The 16,213-nt window shown below is 70.7% G+C and carries 14 protein-coding genes; 11 read left to right on the forward strand and 3 right to left on the reverse strand.

The features are described from left to right. The first annotated feature begins 110 nt into the window (after positions 1 to 110). The 6 genes from ftsZ to ACFZBB_RS20700 all read left to right on the forward strand — a co-directional run bounded on the left by ftsZ (position 111) and on the right by ACFZBB_RS20700 (position 5,140). Positions 111 to 1,331: a cell division protein FtsZ gene (gene ftsZ, locus ACFZBB_RS20675; protein WP_355334113.1), complete on the forward strand. Its 1,221-nt coding sequence runs from the start codon at positions 111 to 113 to the stop codon at positions 1,329 to 1,331. Beyond that, positions 1,328 to 2,089: a peptidoglycan editing factor PgeF gene (gene pgeF / locus ACFZBB_RS20680; RefSeq protein WP_391124262.1), complete on the forward strand. Its 762-nt coding sequence runs from the start codon at positions 1,328 to 1,330 to the stop codon at positions 2,087 to 2,089. The genes ftsZ and pgeF overlap by 4 nt, the downstream gene beginning before the upstream one ends. After that, the gene (locus ACFZBB_RS20685) at positions 2,086 to 2,838 is read left to right on the forward strand and encodes a YggS family pyridoxal phosphate-dependent enzyme (protein WP_391124265.1); all 753 of its coding nucleotides are present in this window, start codon (positions 2,086 to 2,088) and stop codon (positions 2,836 to 2,838) included. The genes pgeF and ACFZBB_RS20685 overlap by 4 nt, the downstream gene beginning before the upstream one ends. Before the next feature lie 93 nt (positions 2,839 to 2,931). Next, a complete protein-coding gene (locus tag ACFZBB_RS20690) occupies positions 2,932 to 3,570 on the forward strand; it encodes a cell division protein SepF (protein WP_188282131.1) in 639 nt (212 codons plus the stop codon). A 63-nt stretch (positions 3,571 to 3,633) separates the two neighbouring features. Further along, a complete protein-coding gene (locus tag ACFZBB_RS20695) occupies positions 3,634 to 3,921 on the forward strand; it encodes a YggT family protein (RefSeq protein WP_188282132.1) in 288 nt (95 codons plus the stop codon). A 46-nt stretch (positions 3,922 to 3,967) separates the two neighbouring features. Then, positions 3,968 to 5,140: a DivIVA domain-containing protein gene (locus ACFZBB_RS20700; RefSeq protein ID WP_391124269.1), complete on the forward strand. Its 1,173-nt coding sequence runs from the start codon at positions 3,968 to 3,970 to the stop codon at positions 5,138 to 5,140. A 123-nt stretch (positions 5,141 to 5,263) separates the two neighbouring features. On the opposite strand, the gene ileS is transcribed toward ACFZBB_RS20700, so the two are convergent. Beyond that, complete coding sequence (gene ileS, locus ACFZBB_RS20705) at positions 5,264 to 8,431, reverse strand: isoleucine--tRNA ligase (protein WP_391124272.1); 3,168 nt, start codon at positions 8,429 to 8,431, stop codon at positions 5,264 to 5,266. Positions 8,432 to 9,118: 687 nt separating this feature from the next. On the opposite strand from ileS, the gene ACFZBB_RS20710 reads away from it, so the two are divergent. The 4 genes from ACFZBB_RS20710 to ACFZBB_RS20725 all read left to right on the forward strand — a co-directional run bounded on the left by ACFZBB_RS20710 (position 9,119) and on the right by ACFZBB_RS20725 (position 13,417). Next, positions 9,119 to 9,871 carry a TraR/DksA C4-type zinc finger protein gene (locus ACFZBB_RS20710; protein ID WP_391124275.1) on the forward strand — a complete coding sequence of 251 codons (753 nt, stop codon included), beginning with the start codon at positions 9,119 to 9,121 and terminating at the stop codon, positions 9,869 to 9,871. Positions 9,872 to 9,975: 104 nt separating this feature from the next. Next, positions 9,976 to 10,647 (forward strand): signal peptidase II, encoded by a 672-nt coding sequence (lspA, locus tag ACFZBB_RS20715; protein WP_391124278.1) that lies wholly within the window; start codon positions 9,976 to 9,978, stop codon positions 10,645 to 10,647. A gap of 159 nt (positions 10,648 to 10,806) precedes the next feature. Then, positions 10,807 to 11,748 (forward strand): RluA family pseudouridine synthase, encoded by a 942-nt coding sequence (locus ACFZBB_RS20720; RefSeq protein ID WP_355334093.1) that lies wholly within the window; start codon positions 10,807 to 10,809, stop codon positions 11,746 to 11,748. A gap of 79 nt (positions 11,749 to 11,827) precedes the next feature. Then, positions 11,828 to 13,417: a Na+/H+ antiporter gene (locus ACFZBB_RS20725; RefSeq protein ID WP_355334089.1), complete on the forward strand. Its 1,590-nt coding sequence runs from the start codon at positions 11,828 to 11,830 to the stop codon at positions 13,415 to 13,417. A 67-nt stretch (positions 13,418 to 13,484) separates the two neighbouring features. Here the strand turns inward: ACFZBB_RS20725 and ACFZBB_RS20730 are convergent, their stop codons facing one another. Beyond that, positions 13,485 to 14,591, reverse strand: a complete 1,107-nt coding sequence (locus tag ACFZBB_RS20730; protein ID WP_391124719.1) for a mechanosensitive ion channel domain-containing protein — start codon at positions 14,589 to 14,591, stop codon at positions 13,485 to 13,487. A 129-nt stretch (positions 14,592 to 14,720) separates the two neighbouring features. On the opposite strand from ACFZBB_RS20730, the gene ACFZBB_RS20735 reads away from it, so the two are divergent. Then, positions 14,721 to 15,287 carry a dienelactone hydrolase family protein gene (locus ACFZBB_RS20735; RefSeq protein WP_391124281.1) on the forward strand — a complete coding sequence of 189 codons (567 nt, stop codon included), beginning with the start codon at positions 14,721 to 14,723 and terminating at the stop codon, positions 15,285 to 15,287. A 96-nt stretch (positions 15,288 to 15,383) separates the two neighbouring features. Here the strand turns inward: ACFZBB_RS20735 and ACFZBB_RS20740 are convergent, their stop codons facing one another. Next, positions 15,384 to 16,166: a thioredoxin domain-containing protein gene (locus ACFZBB_RS20740; protein ID WP_391124284.1), complete on the reverse strand. Its 783-nt coding sequence runs from the start codon at positions 16,164 to 16,166 to the stop codon at positions 15,384 to 15,386. Positions 16,167 to 16,213 lie beyond the last annotated feature (47 nt).

A 16,213-nucleotide genomic window follows, 5' to 3' on the forward strand; every position in this document is an offset into this window, starting at 1 on the left:
GGGACATGCATACTGGTAACCCTAAACCTCACGGTTAGGGTTCGGAACGGCATCGGCGAGCGTACCGACCGTCCCACAAGATACGTAACTCGAGGCGAGAGGCCTTCGACGTGGCAGCACCGCAGAACTACCTCGCAGTCATCAAGGTCGTCGGCATCGGCGGCGGTGGCGTCAACGCCATCAACCGGATGATCGAGGTCGGTCTCAAGGGCGTCGAGTTCATCGCGATCAACACCGATGCGCAGGCCCTCCTGATGAGCGACGCCGACGTCAAGCTCGACGTCGGCCGTGAACTGACCCGGGGCCTCGGCGCCGGGGCCAACCCCGACGTAGGCCGCAAGGCCGCCGAGGACCACCGCGAGGAGATCGAAGAGGTGCTCAAGGGCGCCGACATGGTCTTCGTCACCGCGGGTGAGGGCGGCGGCACCGGCACCGGCGGCGCACCCGTCGTCGCCAACATCGCCCGCTCGCTCGGCGCCCTGACCATCGGGGTCGTCACCCGCCCCTTCACCTTCGAGGGCCGCCGCCGCGCCAACCAGGCGGAGGACGGCATCGCGGGGCTGCGGGAGAACGTCGACACCCTGATCGTCATCCCCAACGACCGTCTGCTGTCCATCTCGGACCGCCAGGTCAGCGTGCTCGACGCCTTCCGCTCGGCCGACCAGGTCCTGCTCTCCGGCGTGCAGGGCATCACCGACCTGATCACCACCCCCGGTCTGATCAACCTCGACTTCGCCGACGTGAAGTCCGTGATGTCCGAGGCGGGTTCGGCCCTCATGGGCATCGGCTCCGCGCGCGGTGACGACCGCGCGGTCGCCGCCGCCGAGATGGCGATCTCCTCGCCGCTGCTCGAAGCCTCCATCGACGGCGCCCGCGGGGTGCTGCTCTCCATCTCCGGCGGCTCCGACCTCGGCCTGTTCGAGATCAACGAGGCGGCTCAACTCGTCAGCGAGGCGGCCCACCCCGAGGCCAACATCATCTTCGGCGCGGTCATCGACGACGCGCTCGGCGACGAGGTGCGGGTCACCGTGATCGCCGCCGGGTTCGACGGGGGCCAGCCGCCCACCAAGAGCAGCGCCAAGGCGCTCGACGGATACCGCGACACGACCCCCGCCTCCGGCGCCCGGATCGCCAGCCAGCCCGAACCCGCCCGCCCGGCGACCTCGTACACCGGCCTCGGCAGTGTCCCGGTCGCCTCGTCGGACCGCGACAGCGACAACGAGCCCGTCGCGGAGGCGCCGACCCCGGTCCCGCCCCCGCACGTGCCGCCGGCCCGTCCCTACCAGGACACCGCGGCCGAAGAGCTCGACGTACCCGACTTCTTGAAGTGATAGGGCACCGCCAGACAGCGAGCGGCGCGCACTTCGCCTTCACCGACCGGTGGGGCGGGGTGAGCGCCGTTCCGCACGACAGCCTCAACCTCGGCGGCGCGGTGGGGGACGACCCCGCCGCCGTACGCGCCAACCGCGAGCGCGCCGCGGCCGATCTCGGCCGCGACCCCGACCGGGTGGTGTGGATGAACCAGGTGCACGGCCGCGACGTCGCCGTCGTGGACGCCCCGTGGGGCGACCGGCCGGTCCCGGCCGTCGACGCGCTCGTCACCACCCGCGCCGACCTCACGCTCGCCGTACTCACCGCCGACTGCGTACCCGTACTGCTCGCCGACCCGGTGGCCGGTGTCGTGGCCGCCGCGCACGCGGGACGGCCGGGACTGGTCGCGGGTGTGGTGCCCGCCGCCGTCGAGGCGATGACGGCCCGGGGCGCCGACCCCGCGCGGATCACCGCGCTGCTCGGGCCCGCCGTCTGCGGAAAGTGCTATGAAGTGCCCGCCGCGATGCGGGACGAGGTCGCCCGGGCGGTGCCGGAGGCGTACGCCGAGACGAGCTGGGGCACTCCGGCGGTCGACGTGGCTTCGGGGGTGCGCGCCCAACTCGCGCGCGCCGGAGTGAACCTCGGGCCGAGCGCCGGATCATCCGACGGGCCGGGCGCGGGTGTGTGCACCCTGGAGTCCGCCGATCACTTCTCCTACCGCCGTGACGGTGTCACCGGTCGCCTGGCGGGCTATGTCTGGCTGGACGGCGCCGCGTGACCGAGCATCAGACCGACCCCGAGGCCGAGGACGGCGCCAGGCGCGCGGAACTCGCCGCGAATCTGGACCGTGTCGAGAAGCGGATCACCGCCGCATGCGAGGCGGCCGGGCGGGACCGCGCGGACGTGACCCTGATCGTGGTCACCAAGACCTACCCGGCAAGCGACGTCCGGCTGCTGGCCGGCCTCGGCGTCCGGCATGTGGCGGAGAACCGCGACCAGGACGCCGCGCCCAAGGCGACGGCGTGCGCCGATCTTCCGCTTACTTGGCATTTTGTGGGGCAGTTGCAGACCAACAAGGCTCGTTCAGTGGTCCGTTACTCTGATCATGTGCACTCGGTCGACCGGCTCCGGCTGGTCGGCGCGCTGTCGACCGCGGCGACCGCCGCGGGAAAGCGGCTCGGGTGCCTCGTCCAGGTCGCCCTGGACGCGGAGTCGGGCACTCAGGGAGAGCGCGGCGGGGTGGCACCCGACGCGGTCGCCGCGCTCGCCGACGCGATCGCGGCGGCACCGGGGCTGCGTCTCGACGGCCTGATGACCGTCGCGCCGCTGGCCGGGGCATACGCGGGCCAACCCCGCGCCGCCTTCGATCGGTTGATGGAAATCTCATCCGGCCTGCGCGAGACCCATCCGGCTGCGAACATGGTCTCGGCAGGGATGAGCCAGGACCTCGACGAAGCCGTTGCGGCCGGAGCGACACATGTACGCGTCGGTACGGCGGTACTCGGAGTCCGTCCCGGGCTCGGGTAACGTCACCAACAAGTCGGACCACAGCATAAATATGGTGTGGCGGCCGTCCGAGCGGCGGCCGAGGACCGCAACCCCGCTGAGAGGACGCAGAGCATGGCCGGCGCGATGCGCAAGATGGCGGTCTACCTCGGCCTCGTGGAGGACGACGGATACGACGGGCCGGGATTTGACCCCGACGACGAGTTCGAGCCCGAGATGGCCGCTCCGCCCGCAGCACGGGCCAGCGCCGACCCCGAGCGTGCCCCTCGCCGTCAGCAGCAGGTCAGCCAGCACGTGCCGCAGCACGTACCACAGAGCCAGCACCAGTCGTCGCAGGACGAACCGGCGCGTCTCGTACACGCCCCGGCGCCCCGTGAACCGCGGATCGCCCCCGTGGCGTCCATCACACCCGAACGTCACAGCCTGGAGAAGAACGCACCGGTGATCATGCCCAAGGTCGTGTCAGAGCGAGAGCCGTACCGGATCACGACACTGCACCCCCGGACCTACAACGAAGCCCGTACCATCGGGGAACACTTCCGCGAGGGAACGCCGGTGATCATGAATCTGACGGAGATGGACGACACGGACGCGAAGCGTCTTGTCGACTTCGCCGCCGGCCTGGTCTTCGGTCTTCACGGAAGCATCGAGCGGGTGACGCAGAAGGTGTTCCTCCTGTCGCCTGCTAACGTCGATGTCACGGCGGAGGACAAAGCCCGGATCGCCGAGGGCGGGTTCTTCAACCAGAGCTGAACGAGACGCAACCGCAGGGACCCGGCCACCGGGCCGAAGACGAGCAGGGGAGAGGGAAGCGCGATGAGTGTCGCACTCCAGGTGCTGTACATCGCGCTGTACTGCTTCCTGTTTGTGCTGATCTTCCGATTGGTGATGGATTACGTCTTCCAGTTCGCCCGTTCATGGCACCCTGGGAAGGCGATGGTGGTGCTCCTGGAGGGCACCTACACTGTCACCGATCCGCCACTCAAGCTCTTGCGGCGGTTCATCCCGCCGCTACGTCTCGGGGGCGTGGCGCTCGACCTGTCCTTCTTCGTATTGATGATCATCGTGTACATCCTGATCTCCGTCGTTGGGAACTTGATGTGAACGGTGCGGGCTCCCGATATGTCGACGATCACGTTGAGGTGAAGAGATGCCGCTGACCCCCGAGGACGTTCGGAACAAGCAGTTCACGACCGTCCGCCTCCGAGAGGGCTATGACGAGGATGAGGTCGACGCCTTCCTCGACGAGGTGGAGGCGGAGCTGACTCGATTGCTCCGCGAAAACGAGGACTTGCGCGCCAAACTGGCCGCGGCCACCCGTGCCGCCGCCCAGAACCAGCAACAGGGCATGCGCAAGCCCGAACAGCAGGACCGGCCGGTGCCCGCTGCCATATCCGGTCCGCAGCCGGTGCCGCAGCAGCAGATGGGTCCGCCGCAGCAGCAGGGCGGTATGCCGCAGTTGCCGCCCGGCCCCAGCGCCCAGCAGCAGCACGGGCCCGGCCCGATGCAGCAGCAGATGGGGCACCCCATGCAGCAGCAGGGGCCTGGCCCGATGGGCCAGCACCCGATGCAGCAGCAGGGACCCGGCCCCATGGGCCAGCACCCGATGCAGCAGCAGCAACAACAGCAGCAGCACCACCCGATGCAGCAGCAGGGACCCGGTGGCGACAGCGCTGCCCGCGTGCTCTCGCTCGCGCAGCAGACGGCGGACCAGGCCATCGCGGAAGCGCGTTCCGAGGCCAACAAGATCGTCGGCGAGGCCCGCAGCCGCGCCGAGGGCCTGGAGCGGGACGCCCGCGCCAAGGCGGACGCTCTTGAGCGGGACGCCCAGGAGAAGCACCGCGTCGCGATGGGCTCCCTGGAGTCCGCCCGCGCCACGTTGGAGCGCAAGGTCGAGGACCTGCGCGGCTTCGAGCGCGAGTACCGCACGCGTCTGAAGTCCTACCTGGAGTCCCAGCTCCGTCAGCTCGAGAACCAGGCCGACGACTCGCTGGCTCCGCCGCGTACCACCCCCGCGGCTCCCTCCCTCCCGGCCGCGTCCACCATGGGCGGCTCGATGGGCGGATCCATGGGCAACGGCGGTATGGGCAACGGCATGGCACCGGCCGGCGCGGGCGCCGGTATGGGACACGCGGGCTCCGCGCCGTCCTACGGCGGCCAGGGCATGGGCGGTCACACCCCCGGCCCGACGTACGGCGGCCAGCAGCAGATGTCTCCTGCCATGACCCAGCCGATGGCACCGGTACGGCCGCAGGCGCCGCAGCCGATGCAGCAGGCGCCGACGCCGATGCGCGGTTTCCTGATCGACGAGGACGACAACTGACCTAGCGGTCGGCTGGACCCGCACCACACAGGGCCGGGCCCCCGGGGAATCCTTTTCCCCGCGGGGCCCGGCCCTGTTCTGTGTGACGACCACCGTGCGAAGGGGACTTCGCCCCTACGGGGCTCAGCTCTTGCGCAGGTGGAAGGTCAGGGCCAGGGACTCGTCCGTGAACGCCGGGCCGAAGGAGGCATCGGCCGACGCGTCGGTGAAGCTGTCCGCCAGGACCTCCTCGGAGATGAGGGAGGCGTGGGTGGACAGGGCCGTCGAGACGTCGGGCTCGGCCGTGGCGTAGCGGACGTGGATCCGGTCGGCCACGTCGAAGCCGGAGGTCTTGCGGGCCTCCTGGATCAGACGGATGGCGTCGCGGGCGAGCCCGGCCAGGCGGAGTTCGGGAGTGATCTCCAGGTCGAGCGCGACCGTGGCGCCGGAGTCGGAGGCGACCGACCACCCTTCGCGCGGGGTCTCGGTGATGATGACCTCTTCAGGAGCGAGCGCGACCTCCTCGCCGTCCACGACCACCGAGGCCGTACCGCCGTCGCGCAGCGCCGCCGACAGGGCCGCCGCGTCGGCGGCGGCGACCGCGGCCGCCACGGCCTGGACGCCCTTGCCGAAACGCTTGCCCAGCGCGCGGAAGTTGGCCTTGGCCGTGGTGTCGACCAGCGACCCGCCGACCTCGGACAGCGACGCCAGGGAGCTGACGTTCAACTCCTCGGTGATCTGCGCCCGCAGCTCGGCCGAGAGCCCCTCGAAGCCCGCGGCGGCGACCAGCGCGCGCGACAGCGGCTGACGCGTCTTGACGCCGGACTCCGCGCGCGTGGCACGGCCCAGCTCGACCAGCCGCCGTACGAGCAGCATCCGCTCCGACAGGGCCGGGTCGACGTGCCGCTCGTCCACGACGGGCCAGGACGAGAGGTGGACGGAGTCGGGGGCACCGGGGACCACCGGCACCACCAGGTCCTGCCAGACCCGTTCGGTGATGAACGGCACCAGCGGGGCCATCAGCCGCGTCACGGTCTCCACCACGTCGTGCAGGGTGCGCAGCGCGGCCGGGTCGCCCTGCCAGAAACGGCGCCGCGAACGGCGCACGTACCAGTTCGACAGGTCGTCCACGAAGGCCGACAGCAGCTTGCCCGCGCGCTGGGTGTCGTACGACTCCAGCGCGTCGGTGACCTCGCGCACCAGCACGTTCCGCTCGCCGACCAGCCAGCGGTCGAGCAGCGGGCGGTCCTCGACGGCCGGGTCGGCCGCCGAGGGGGCCCAGCCGGACGTACGGGCGTACAGCGCCTGGAAGGCGACCGTGTTCCAGTACGTGAGCAGCGTCTTGCGGACGACCTCCTGGATCGTGCCGTGGCCGACCCGGCGGGCCGCCCACGGGGAGCCGCCGGCCGCCATGAACCAGCGCACCGCGTCGGCGCCGTGCTGGTCCATGAGCGGGATCGGCTGGAGGATGTTGCCCAGGTGCTTGGACATCTTGCGGCCGTCCTCGGCGAGGATGTGGCCGAGGCAGACCACGTTCTCGTAACTCGACCTGTCGAAGACGAGCGTGCCGATGGCCATCAGCGTGTAGAACCAGCCGCGGGTCTGGTCGATCGCCTCCGCGATGAACTGCGCCGGGTACGTGCGCTCGAAGACCTCCTTGTTGTGGAACGGGTAGCCCCACTGCGCGAACGGCATCGAACCCGAGTCGTACCAGGCGTCGATCACCTCGGGGACGCGGGTCGCGGTGCCGCCGCAGGACGGGCAGCCGAAGGTGACCGCGTCGATGTACGGGCGGTGCGGGTCGAGCCCGGACTGGTCGGTGCCGGTCAGTTCGCCGAGTTCGGCCAGCGAGCCGACACACGTCAGATGGCCGTCCTCGCAGCGCCAGATCGGCAGCGGCGTACCCCAGTAGCGGTTGCGCGACAGCGCCCAGTCGACGTTGTTCTTCAGCCAGTCGCCGAAGCGGCCGTGCTTGACCGAGTCCGGGTGCCAGTTGGTCTTCTCGTTCTCCCGCAGCAGGGCGTCCTTGACCGCGGTGGTCCTGATGTACCAGGACGGCTGCGCGTAGTAGAGCAGCGCGGTGTGGCAGCGCCAGCAGTGCGGGTAGCTGTGCTCGTACGGCAGGTGGCGGAACAGCCGTCCCGAAGCCTGGAGTTCGGCGACCAGCGCCTCGTCGGCCTTCTTGAAGAAGACCCCGCCGACCAGGGGGACGTCCGGCTCGAAGGTGCCGTCGCGGCGCACCGGGTTGACCACCGGAAGGCCGTACGCGCGGCAGGTCTTGAGGTCGTCCTCACCGAAGGCGGGGGACTGGTGGACCAGGCCCGTGCCGTCCTCGGTGGTGACGTACTCGGCGTTCACCACATAGTGCGCGTCCGGGATCTCGACGAAGTCGAACGGCCGCTGATACGTCCAGCGTTCCATCTCGCGGCCGGTGAAGGACTGCCCGGTCGCCGTCCAGCCCTCACCCAGCGCCTTGCCGAGCAGCGGCTCGGCGACGACCAGCTTCTCGGTGCCGTCGGTGGCGACGACGTATGTCACGTCGGGGTGCGCGGCGACGGCGGTGTTGGAGACCAGCGTCCAGGGCGTGGTCGTCCACACCAGCAGCGCGGCCTCGCCCGCCAGCGGGCCGCCGGTCAGCGGGAAGCGGACGAAGACCGACGGGTCGACGACCGTCTCGTATCCCTGGGCCAGTTCGTGGTCGGACAGGCCGGTCTGGTCCTTCGGGCACCAGGGCGCCACCCGGTAGTCCTGGACCAGCAGGCCCTTGTCGAAGATCTGCTTGAGCGACCACCACACGGACTGGACGTACTCCGGGTCCATCGTCCGGTAGGCGTTGTCGAGGTCGACCCAGTAGCCCATGCGCGTGGTCAGGTCGGTGAAGGCGTCGGTGTACCGGGTCACCGACTCACGGCACTTCGCGTTGAACTCCGCGACGCCGTAGTCCTCGATGTCCTGCTTGGTGGTGAAGCCCAGTTCCTTTTCCACCGCCAGTTCGACCGGCAGCCCGTGGCAGTCCCAGCCGGCCTTGCGGGTCACGTGGTGGCCCTGCATGGTCTTGAAGCGCGGGAAGACGTCCTTGAAGACGCGGGCCTCGATGTGGTGGGCGCCGGGCATGCCGTTGGCGGTCGGCGGGCCCTCGTAGAAGACCCAGTCGGGCAGGCCGCGGCTCTGCTCGACGGAACGGGCGAAGGTCTTCCGCTCGCTCCAGAGGTCGAGCACCTCGTGTTCGAGGGCGGGCAGGTCGACCTGGGCGGGCACCGGCCGGTACTGCGGCGGCTGCGGCTGTCCCTGCGCGGTCTGGTGGTCGCTCATCGGTGGTTTCCTCCGGCGGACACTGGTGCGTACTCCGTCGAAGGGACGAGAGCGAGCGCTCCCGCGGTACCACCCTCCTTGGCGGTGGAGGCGCCCCGCACGCGGGGAACCCACCGCCCCCTCATTGGGGCAGCGACGCCGGTTCTACTCGCCCGGGGGCCTTGAGGGGCCTCCCGCGGGCTTTCTTCCGGCGGCTCCGGGGTGATTTTCGCACCGCGCACACCCCCGGGCTTCCACCGTCCCCGGGTCGCTCATGGCTGCGTGCGGCGCTACTCGTCCCATCCACGCCTTTCGCTGCGCTCAGTGTACGGCGCTGGGAGCGGCCCGGCCGAACGGTTTGCCGGGGCCGCCCACTGACCCGAATGGCCTGCTCCGCGCGCCCTGACGGCGACTGTCACGGATCGTTACCGCCAGGTACCGGAATACCTGGCGGTGAGCTGGGCACAACGGATGCAGACCTGCCCGTCCTCCGGGGCGGACCGGTCGGCCAGGCAGCGCGCCCCGTTGCCGCGGGTCCGGAGCCGATTTACCGTTTCCGGCACGATTCGCGAACAAGATCACGGATGTGAAGGGGTCGCGGCCATGGTCGTGAAGAAAACGGGACGGCCTGCGGCCGGCTCTGACCATCCCGGTGTGACCGGGGCGTCCGTGGCGCCTGCCCGCGGGCCCGCGGCGGCGAGGAAGTCCGTGCGTACGGTCACGGTCGCCATCGATGCGGAGGAGGGCGACGCGGCCGAGGAGGCACCGCGGAAGAAGGCGGCGGCCAAGAAGGCCCCGGCCAAGAAGGCAGCCAAGAAGACGGCGGCGAAGAAGGCAGTGGCGAAGAAGACGGCAGCCAAGGAGACGGCTCCGGCAGGGAAGGCCGCCGCCGCGAAGGCGCCGGCGAAGAAGACGGCCGCGAAGAAGGCGGCGGCCGAAAAGGCGGCGACGGGCCGTACGGCGAAGAAGACGGGAGCCGGCAAGGTGGCAGCGAAGAAGACCGCGGCGGGTACGGCCGCGACCACGGGGGCCGCGTCCGCGGTGCCCGCCGCCCGCACCGCGGGCCCCGGCGGCCTGGCCGTCCTCCCCGGCGAGGACCCGTGGACGCCGGAGGAGGTCGAGGAGGCCCGCGCCGAGCTGCTGGGCGAGGTTCAGCGGCTCACGGAGGGCATCAGCTCCTCGGAGGCGGCCGTGGCGGGCCTGCTGCGCGACTCGGGCGACGGCGCGGGTGACGACGAGGCCGACACCGGCACCAAGAACATCACCCGCGAGTACGAGATGGCGCTCGCCGCCAACACCCGCGAGATGCTGGCGCAGACCAGGCACGCCCTGGAACGGCTGGACGAGGGCACGTACGGCCTCTGTGAATCCTGCGGCAATCCGATCGGCAAGGCCCGCATGCAGGCGTTCCCGCGGGCCACGCTGTGCCTGGACTGCAAGCAGAAGCAGGAGCGGCGCTGAGGGCTCCTCCCGCGGACGGCCCCGGTCGTACGGGCGTGCCGTACCCTCGTCATCAGTCAGGATTCGGCCTGGCGGGCACGGAGCACAAAGGCTGAGGGACTCACGTGACGGAAGCGGAGCGCACCATCACCACGCCGGAGGAGACGCCGGACGCGACGCCTGACGGCGGTACGGGCGTCGAGGAGTCGGGCGTCGCCGAGCCGTCGGAGCAGGCCGCTCCGGCGGCGGACGGGACGGAGCGGGCGGCGCAGGGCGACGAGCCCGCCGGGCCGCAGGCCGTCTCGCGGCGGCGGCGCCGGATCGTCACCCTGATCGGGGTGGCGGCGCTGGCGTACCTCCTCGACCTGCTCTCCAAGATCTGGGTGGTCTCCAGCCTGGAGAACCACGAGCCGGTCAATGTCTTCGGCCACTACCTGCGGCTGGACGCGATCCGGAACGCGGGGGCGGCCTTCGGCATGGGGCAGGGCATGACGATCGTCTTCACGATGATCGCGACCGGTGTCATCGTCGTGATCGCGCGGCTCTCCCGCCGTCTGCACAGCCTGCCGTGGGCCGTCGCGCTCGGCCTGCTCCTCGGCGGCGCCTTCGGCAACCTCACCGACCGCGTCTTCCGCACTCCCGGTGGCTTCCAGGGCCGGGTGGTGGACTTCATCGCGCCCGAGCACTTCGCCGTCTTCAACCTCGCCGACTCCGCCATCTGCTGCGGCGGCGCCCTGATCGTCCTGCTCTCCTTCCGCGGCGTCGACCCGGACGGCACCGTCCACCGCGAGGACTGACTCCCGTCGGGGGCGCCCTGTCCCGCGCCCCTCAAAGAACGGGTCCTGGGCAAGGGGGCCGCTCGGGCGCGCGGGCCGAGAACCCGGCGTACCGTCCCTCGCGAGCGCGGCGTCCCGCACTGGTACGGCCGGGGGCGGCGGGTCCGGCATACTCGTGTGGTGAGTACCGTTCCGGAAATCCGTTCCCTGCCCGTGCCCGACGGCCTCGAGGGCGAGCGTGTCGACGCCGCCATCGCCCGGATGTTCGGCTTCTCGCGGACGAAGGCCGCAGAGCTGGCGGCGGCGGGCAAGGTGTCGATCGACGGGTCGGCCGCGGGGAAGTCCGAGCGGGTGCACGGCGGGGCGTGGCTGGAGGTCGAGATGCCCGAGGCCGCCGCCCCGGTGCGGATCGTCGCGGAGCCGGTCGAGGGCATGGAGATCGTCCACGACGACGAGGACATCGTCGTCGTCCTCAAGCCGGTCGGCGTCGCCGCCCACCCGAGCCCCGGGTGGACCGGCACCACCGTGATCGGCGGCCTCGCCGCCGCCGGATACCGGATCTCCACCTCGGGCGCCGCCGAGCGCCAGGGCATCGTGCACCGGCTCGACGTCGGCACCTCGGGCCTGATGGTGGTCGCCAAGTCCGAGCGGGCGTACACACTGCTCAAGGCGCAGTTCAGGGACCGTGTCGTGGACAAGCGCTACCACGCTCTGGTGCAGGGCCACCCGGACCCGATGAGCGGCACGATCGACGCGCCGATCGGCCGTCACCCCCACCACGACTACAAGTGGGCGGTCGTCGCCGACGGCAAGGCGTCCGTGACGCACTACGACCTCATCGAGGCGTTCCGCTCCGCCAGCCTGCTGGACATCAAGCTGGAGACCGGCCGCACCCACCAGATCCGGGTGCACATGTCCGCGCACCGCCACCCCTGCGTCGGCGACATCACCTACGGCGCCGACCCGACACTCGCCAAGCGCCTGGGCCTGACCCGGCAGTGGCTGCACGCCAAGCAGTTGGGCTTCGAACACCCTTCGGACGGGCGCTGGGTGGAGTTCAGCAGCGAGTACCCGGACGACCTCCGGCACGCCCTCGACGTGATCCGCGCCGACAGCGAGTAGCCGTATCGGGGCCGGTGAAACGGCACGGCAGGGCAGCCGGGGGTCCGGCGGCGCGGAGCCGGTGTGGCATCGTGACGCCGTGGATCAGCTCGCTCTCTTCTTCTTCCTCATGCTCGCGGCCATCGTCATGGTGCCGCTCAGCGACCGGATCGGGCTGCCCTCGCCGGTCCTGATGACGCTGCTCGGCGGGGTCCTCGCGCTGCTCCCGCAGGTGCCCAACGTCCAGATCGACCCCGACCTGATCCTGCCGCTGGTGCTGCCCCCGCTGCTCTACGCGTCCGTACAGCGCACCTCCTGGCGGCAGTTCGCCGCGAACCGGCGGGCGATCTTCCTCCTCGCGGTCGCGCTGGTCTTCGTCACCACGGCCGCGGTGGCGGCGGTCGCCGACGCGGTCGTGCCGGAGATCACACTGGCCGGGGCCTTCGCGCTCGGCGCGCTCGTGGCGCCGCCCGACCCGGTGGCCGCCACGGCCGTCGCGGGCAGCCTCGGACTGCCCCGGCGCATGATCTCCATCCTGGAGGGCGAGGGGCTGTTCAACGACGTCACCGCGATCGTGCTGTACCACGTGGCCGTCGCGGCGGCGCTGTCCGGCAACTTCTCCGCGCCCCACGCGGCCCTGGAACTCGTGCTGTCCGCCGTGGTCGCGATCGCGGTCGGCCTGGCCCTCGGCTGGGGCGCCAACAAGCTGATGGGCGTGGTCGGCGATCCCACCTTGCAGATCGGCCTGTCACTGCTGGTGCCCTTCGCCTCCTACGCGCTGGCCGAGGAGTTCGGCGGCTCCGGCGTCCTTGCCGTGCTCACCACCGCGCTGTTCCTGGCCGAATACGCCTTCGAGGCCGACGACGTGACGGCCCGTCTGGCGGGCAACACCTTCTGGGAGATCGTCGACACCCTCGTCACCGGCATCGCCTTCGGCCTGATCGGCCTCGAACTGCACAATGTGTTCCGGGTCGGCGCGGGCGACTGGGGCCCGATGGTGCGGCACGCCGCCATAGTGGTCGCGGTGGTCATCGGCGTACGGCTGCTGTATCTGCTGCCCGCGACCTGGGCGGCGCGCAAGATGCACAAGCTGCGCGACCTGGACGAGGACATCCCGATGAGCTGGCGCGAGAGCGTCATCATGTGGTGGTCGGGGATGCGCGGCGTTGCGTCCGTCGCGCTGGCCCTGGCCATCCCGCTGACCACCGACAGCGGCGACGGCTTCCCGGCCCGCACGGAGATCTTGTTCATCGCCTTCGCGGTGGTGCTCAGCACGCTGGTGCTCCAGGGGCTGACGCTGCCGTGGCTGGTGAAACGGCTCGGGGTGCGCAGCGACATCGACGCCGAGCACGACCTGGAGAAGATGCTCGCGCTGCGGGCCATGACGGCCGCCAAGGCGCGGCTGCGCGACATCGAGTCCGTCGAGCCGCTGAGCGACGACCTGTCGGAGCTGCTGCACCGCCGCGCCTTCGACCTCGGCGCGCGGATCTGCCCGGACATCGTTGACGACGAGCGGCGCGAGAGCCACGCCAAGCGCGTCAAGCGGCTCAAGTCGGTCCGCCGCATCCAGGACGAGATGATGTCCGCCGCCCGGCACGAGGTGCTGTCGGCGCGCAGTGAGGCGGGGTACGACCCGGAGGTCGTCGACCGGGTGCTGCGCCAGCTCGACCTGCGCTCGATGCGCGGCTGACAGGTGAGAGCCCCGCATTGCCGTAACGCCCCGCAGCGTAAGGGCCCCTCGGAAGCGTAAGAGCCTCTTACCTGGCGCCCGGTCCCGGGCCCAGGTCGCCCGAGTCCGGTGCCGGGGCCGCCTCCCGGCCCGGGTCCTGCTCCTGGCCGGGCGCGGGCGCGGTGCTGAGCCGGGGCAGCGCGTACGGGTGCTCGCAGCGCAGCCAGTCGATCAGCTGCTCGCGGACGATGCAGCGCAGGTTGAAGATGTCGTCCGAGTCCTTCGCGGTGGCCAGCGCCCTGACCTGGATCGTGGTCGGGGTGGAGTCGATCACGACGAGCCCCCACGCCCTGCGGTCCCACTCCGCGCAGCTCTCCAGGATCTCCAGCAGCCGCTTGCGCATCAGCGCCACCGGCGCCGAGTGGTCCAGGTGCAGCAGGACGGTGCCGGTCATCCGCGGGTCGCCGCGGGACCAGTTCTCGAACGGATTGCTGGTGAAGTACGACACCGGCATCGTGATCCGCCGCTCGTCCCAGGTGCGCACGCTCAGGAAGGTGAGGGTGATCTCCTCGACCACACCCCACTGGCCCTCCACGACCACCGTGTCGCCGATCCGCACCATGTCGCCGAAGGCGATCTGGAGACCGGCGAAGAGATTCGCGAGCGTGGACTGGGCGGCCACACCGGCGACGATGCCGATGATGCCCGCGGAGGCCAGCACCGACGCCCCGACCGTCCGCATCGCGGGGAAGGTGAAGAGCATCGACGCGACGACGATGACCGTCACGATCGCGGTGAACACCCGCTGGATCAGCGTGAGCTGGGTGCGCAGGCGGCGGATCTTGGGCACGTCGTGGCTTACCGCGACGTAGCGCGCGTACGAGGAGTCGATGACCGCGGCGGCGACCCGTACCACCAGCCAGCCGGACGCGGCGATCAGCACCAGCACGAGGAACTGGCCGACGGCCTCCGCGTGATCCCTCGACAAATGGGCGGACCGGTAGCCGCCGCGCAGTATGGCGGTGCAGATCACCACCTGGAGGGGTATGCCGCAGCGGCGCAGCAGATGCCACAGCGGGGTCTCGGGGTGCCGGCCGTCCACCTTGCGCAGAGAGCGGTCGACGGTCCACCCCACGACCAGCGAGACCCCGACCGCCACACAGACGACGAGAACCGGGCGCAGCGCGCTGTCCATCACCATCCCGCGTCCACCTCGGCTTTCTTGTAGGAAACCCGGATCATCGGGTCTTCGTATCGCGGCGCTCCGCCCAAGGAGGGTAGCTGGCACCATGGTCGCGTACCGAACCCGAACAAAGGCAGCCCTGTGACGATCGTCCTGTTCCACTCCGTCTACGGACCGCGTCCCGCCGTGCACGCCGCCGCCGACCGGCTGCGGGCGGCCGGGCACGAGGTCGTCGTGCCCGATCTGTACGACGGCCGCGTCGTGGACACCGTCGAGGCGGGACGGGCGATCCGCGAGGAGATCGGCAATGAGGAGCTGCTGCGCCGGGCGGTCCTCGCGGCGGCGCCGTACTCGGAGCGGGAGCTGGTCTACGCGGGCTTCTCGCTGGGCGGGGCCCTCGCGCAGACCGTGGCGCTCGGCGACGAGAAGGCGCGCGGGCTGCTGCTCCTGCACGGCACCTCGGACATCGCCGACGACGCGGCCACCGACATCCCCGTACAGCTCCACGTCGCCGACCCCGACCCCTTCGAGTCCGAGGACTGGCTGAACTCCTGGTACCTGGGGATGCGCAAGGCCGGCGCCGACGTCGAGGTGCACCGTTACCGGGGCGCCGGCCACCTCTACACCGACCCCGACCTGCCGGACCACGACGCCGAGGCCGCCGAGAAGACCTGGGCGGTCGCCCTGGACTTCCTGGCCGGGCTGTAGGACCGCGGGGCCGCAGGAGACCGCGCCGCGCCAAACGGCAGGGGCCGGTCCCGTACGCGTACGGGACCGGCCCCTGCCGTTCGGAGCAGCGTGCCGCTACTTCAGGCCCGCCGTGATCTGGTCCATCACGCCGTCGGCGGTCAGCGCCTTGCCGTTGAGCCTGATGGTCGGCGTGGACTGGATGCCCGCCGCGTTGAACGCGTCGGAGGAGTCCAGCGCCCACTTGTCGTAGGTGCCCTCCTTGACCGCGGTCTGGAACGCGGCGTTGTCCTTGAGCGCCGGGACCAACTGCGCCAGCTTGATCATGTTGGCGTCGTCCGCGAACAGGTCGGGGCCGGACTCCTCCGGGTGGTGGTCCTTGGAGTAGAGCAGCGTGTGGTACGCCTCGAAGGCGTCCAGGCTCACGTTGGCCGCCGCGCCGACCGCGCTCAGCGCGTTCTTGGAGCCGGTGCCGCCGAGGTTGCCGTCCAGGAACGTGCCGAAGTGGTACGTGATCTTGTACTTGCCGTCCTTGGCGCCCTTGAGGACGTCCGCGCCCGAGGTCTGCTCGAATTGCGCGCACGCCGGGCAGCGCAGGTCCTCGTACAGGTCGAGGTTGTTCTTGTTCTTCGGGTCGCCGACCACGATGGTCGAGCCGTTGGTGCCCGAGGTGTTCGCGGGCTTGACCAGCTTGTCCTTCTTGGCGGACTCCCAGTAGCTGGGCTTGTTCGCCGCGTTGACCGCGACGGCGACACCGCCCGCGATGGCCAGCACCGCGACGACGCCGACGCCGACGAATATCTGGCGGCGGACCTTCGCCCGCTTCGCCTCGCGCTCGCGCTCCGCGCGCAGCCGCTCGCGGGCGGCCTGCTTGCTGGCCTTGCTGTTCCTGCTGCTCATGGGGGATCTCCGTGATGACGCGTGGTGGTATGAGAGGAAAAGTGCCG

The organism is Streptomyces sp. NPDC008139 (genome assembly GCF_042957025.1).
In the GTDB taxonomy this organism is placed as follows: Bacteria; Actinomycetota; Actinomycetes; order Streptomycetales; family Streptomycetaceae; genus Actinacidiphila.

Excerpts from the sequence above, each read along its gene's own strand:
- ACFZBB_RS20740 (WP_391124284.1), bottom strand. The coding sequence starts at position 16,166 with ATGAGCAGCAGGAACAGCAAGGCCAGCAAGCAGGCCGCCCGCGAGCGG.
- ACFZBB_RS20695 (WP_188282132.1), top strand. The coding sequence starts at position 3,634 with ATGAGTGTCGCACTCCAGGTGCTGTACATCGCGCTGTACTGCTTCCTG.
- ACFZBB_RS20690 (WP_188282131.1), top strand. The coding sequence starts at position 2,932 with ATGGCCGGCGCGATGCGCAAGATGGCGGTCTACCTCGGCCTCGTGGAG.
- ACFZBB_RS20730 (WP_391124719.1), bottom strand. The coding sequence starts at position 14,591 with ATGGACAGCGCGCTGCGCCCGGTTCTCGTCGTCTGTGTGGCGGTCGGG.
- ileS (WP_391124272.1), bottom strand. The coding sequence starts at position 8,431 with ATGAGCGACCACCAGACCGCGCAGGGACAGCCGCAGCCGCCGCAGTAC.
- ACFZBB_RS20700 (WP_391124269.1), top strand. The coding sequence starts at position 3,968 with ATGCCGCTGACCCCCGAGGACGTTCGGAACAAGCAGTTCACGACCGTC.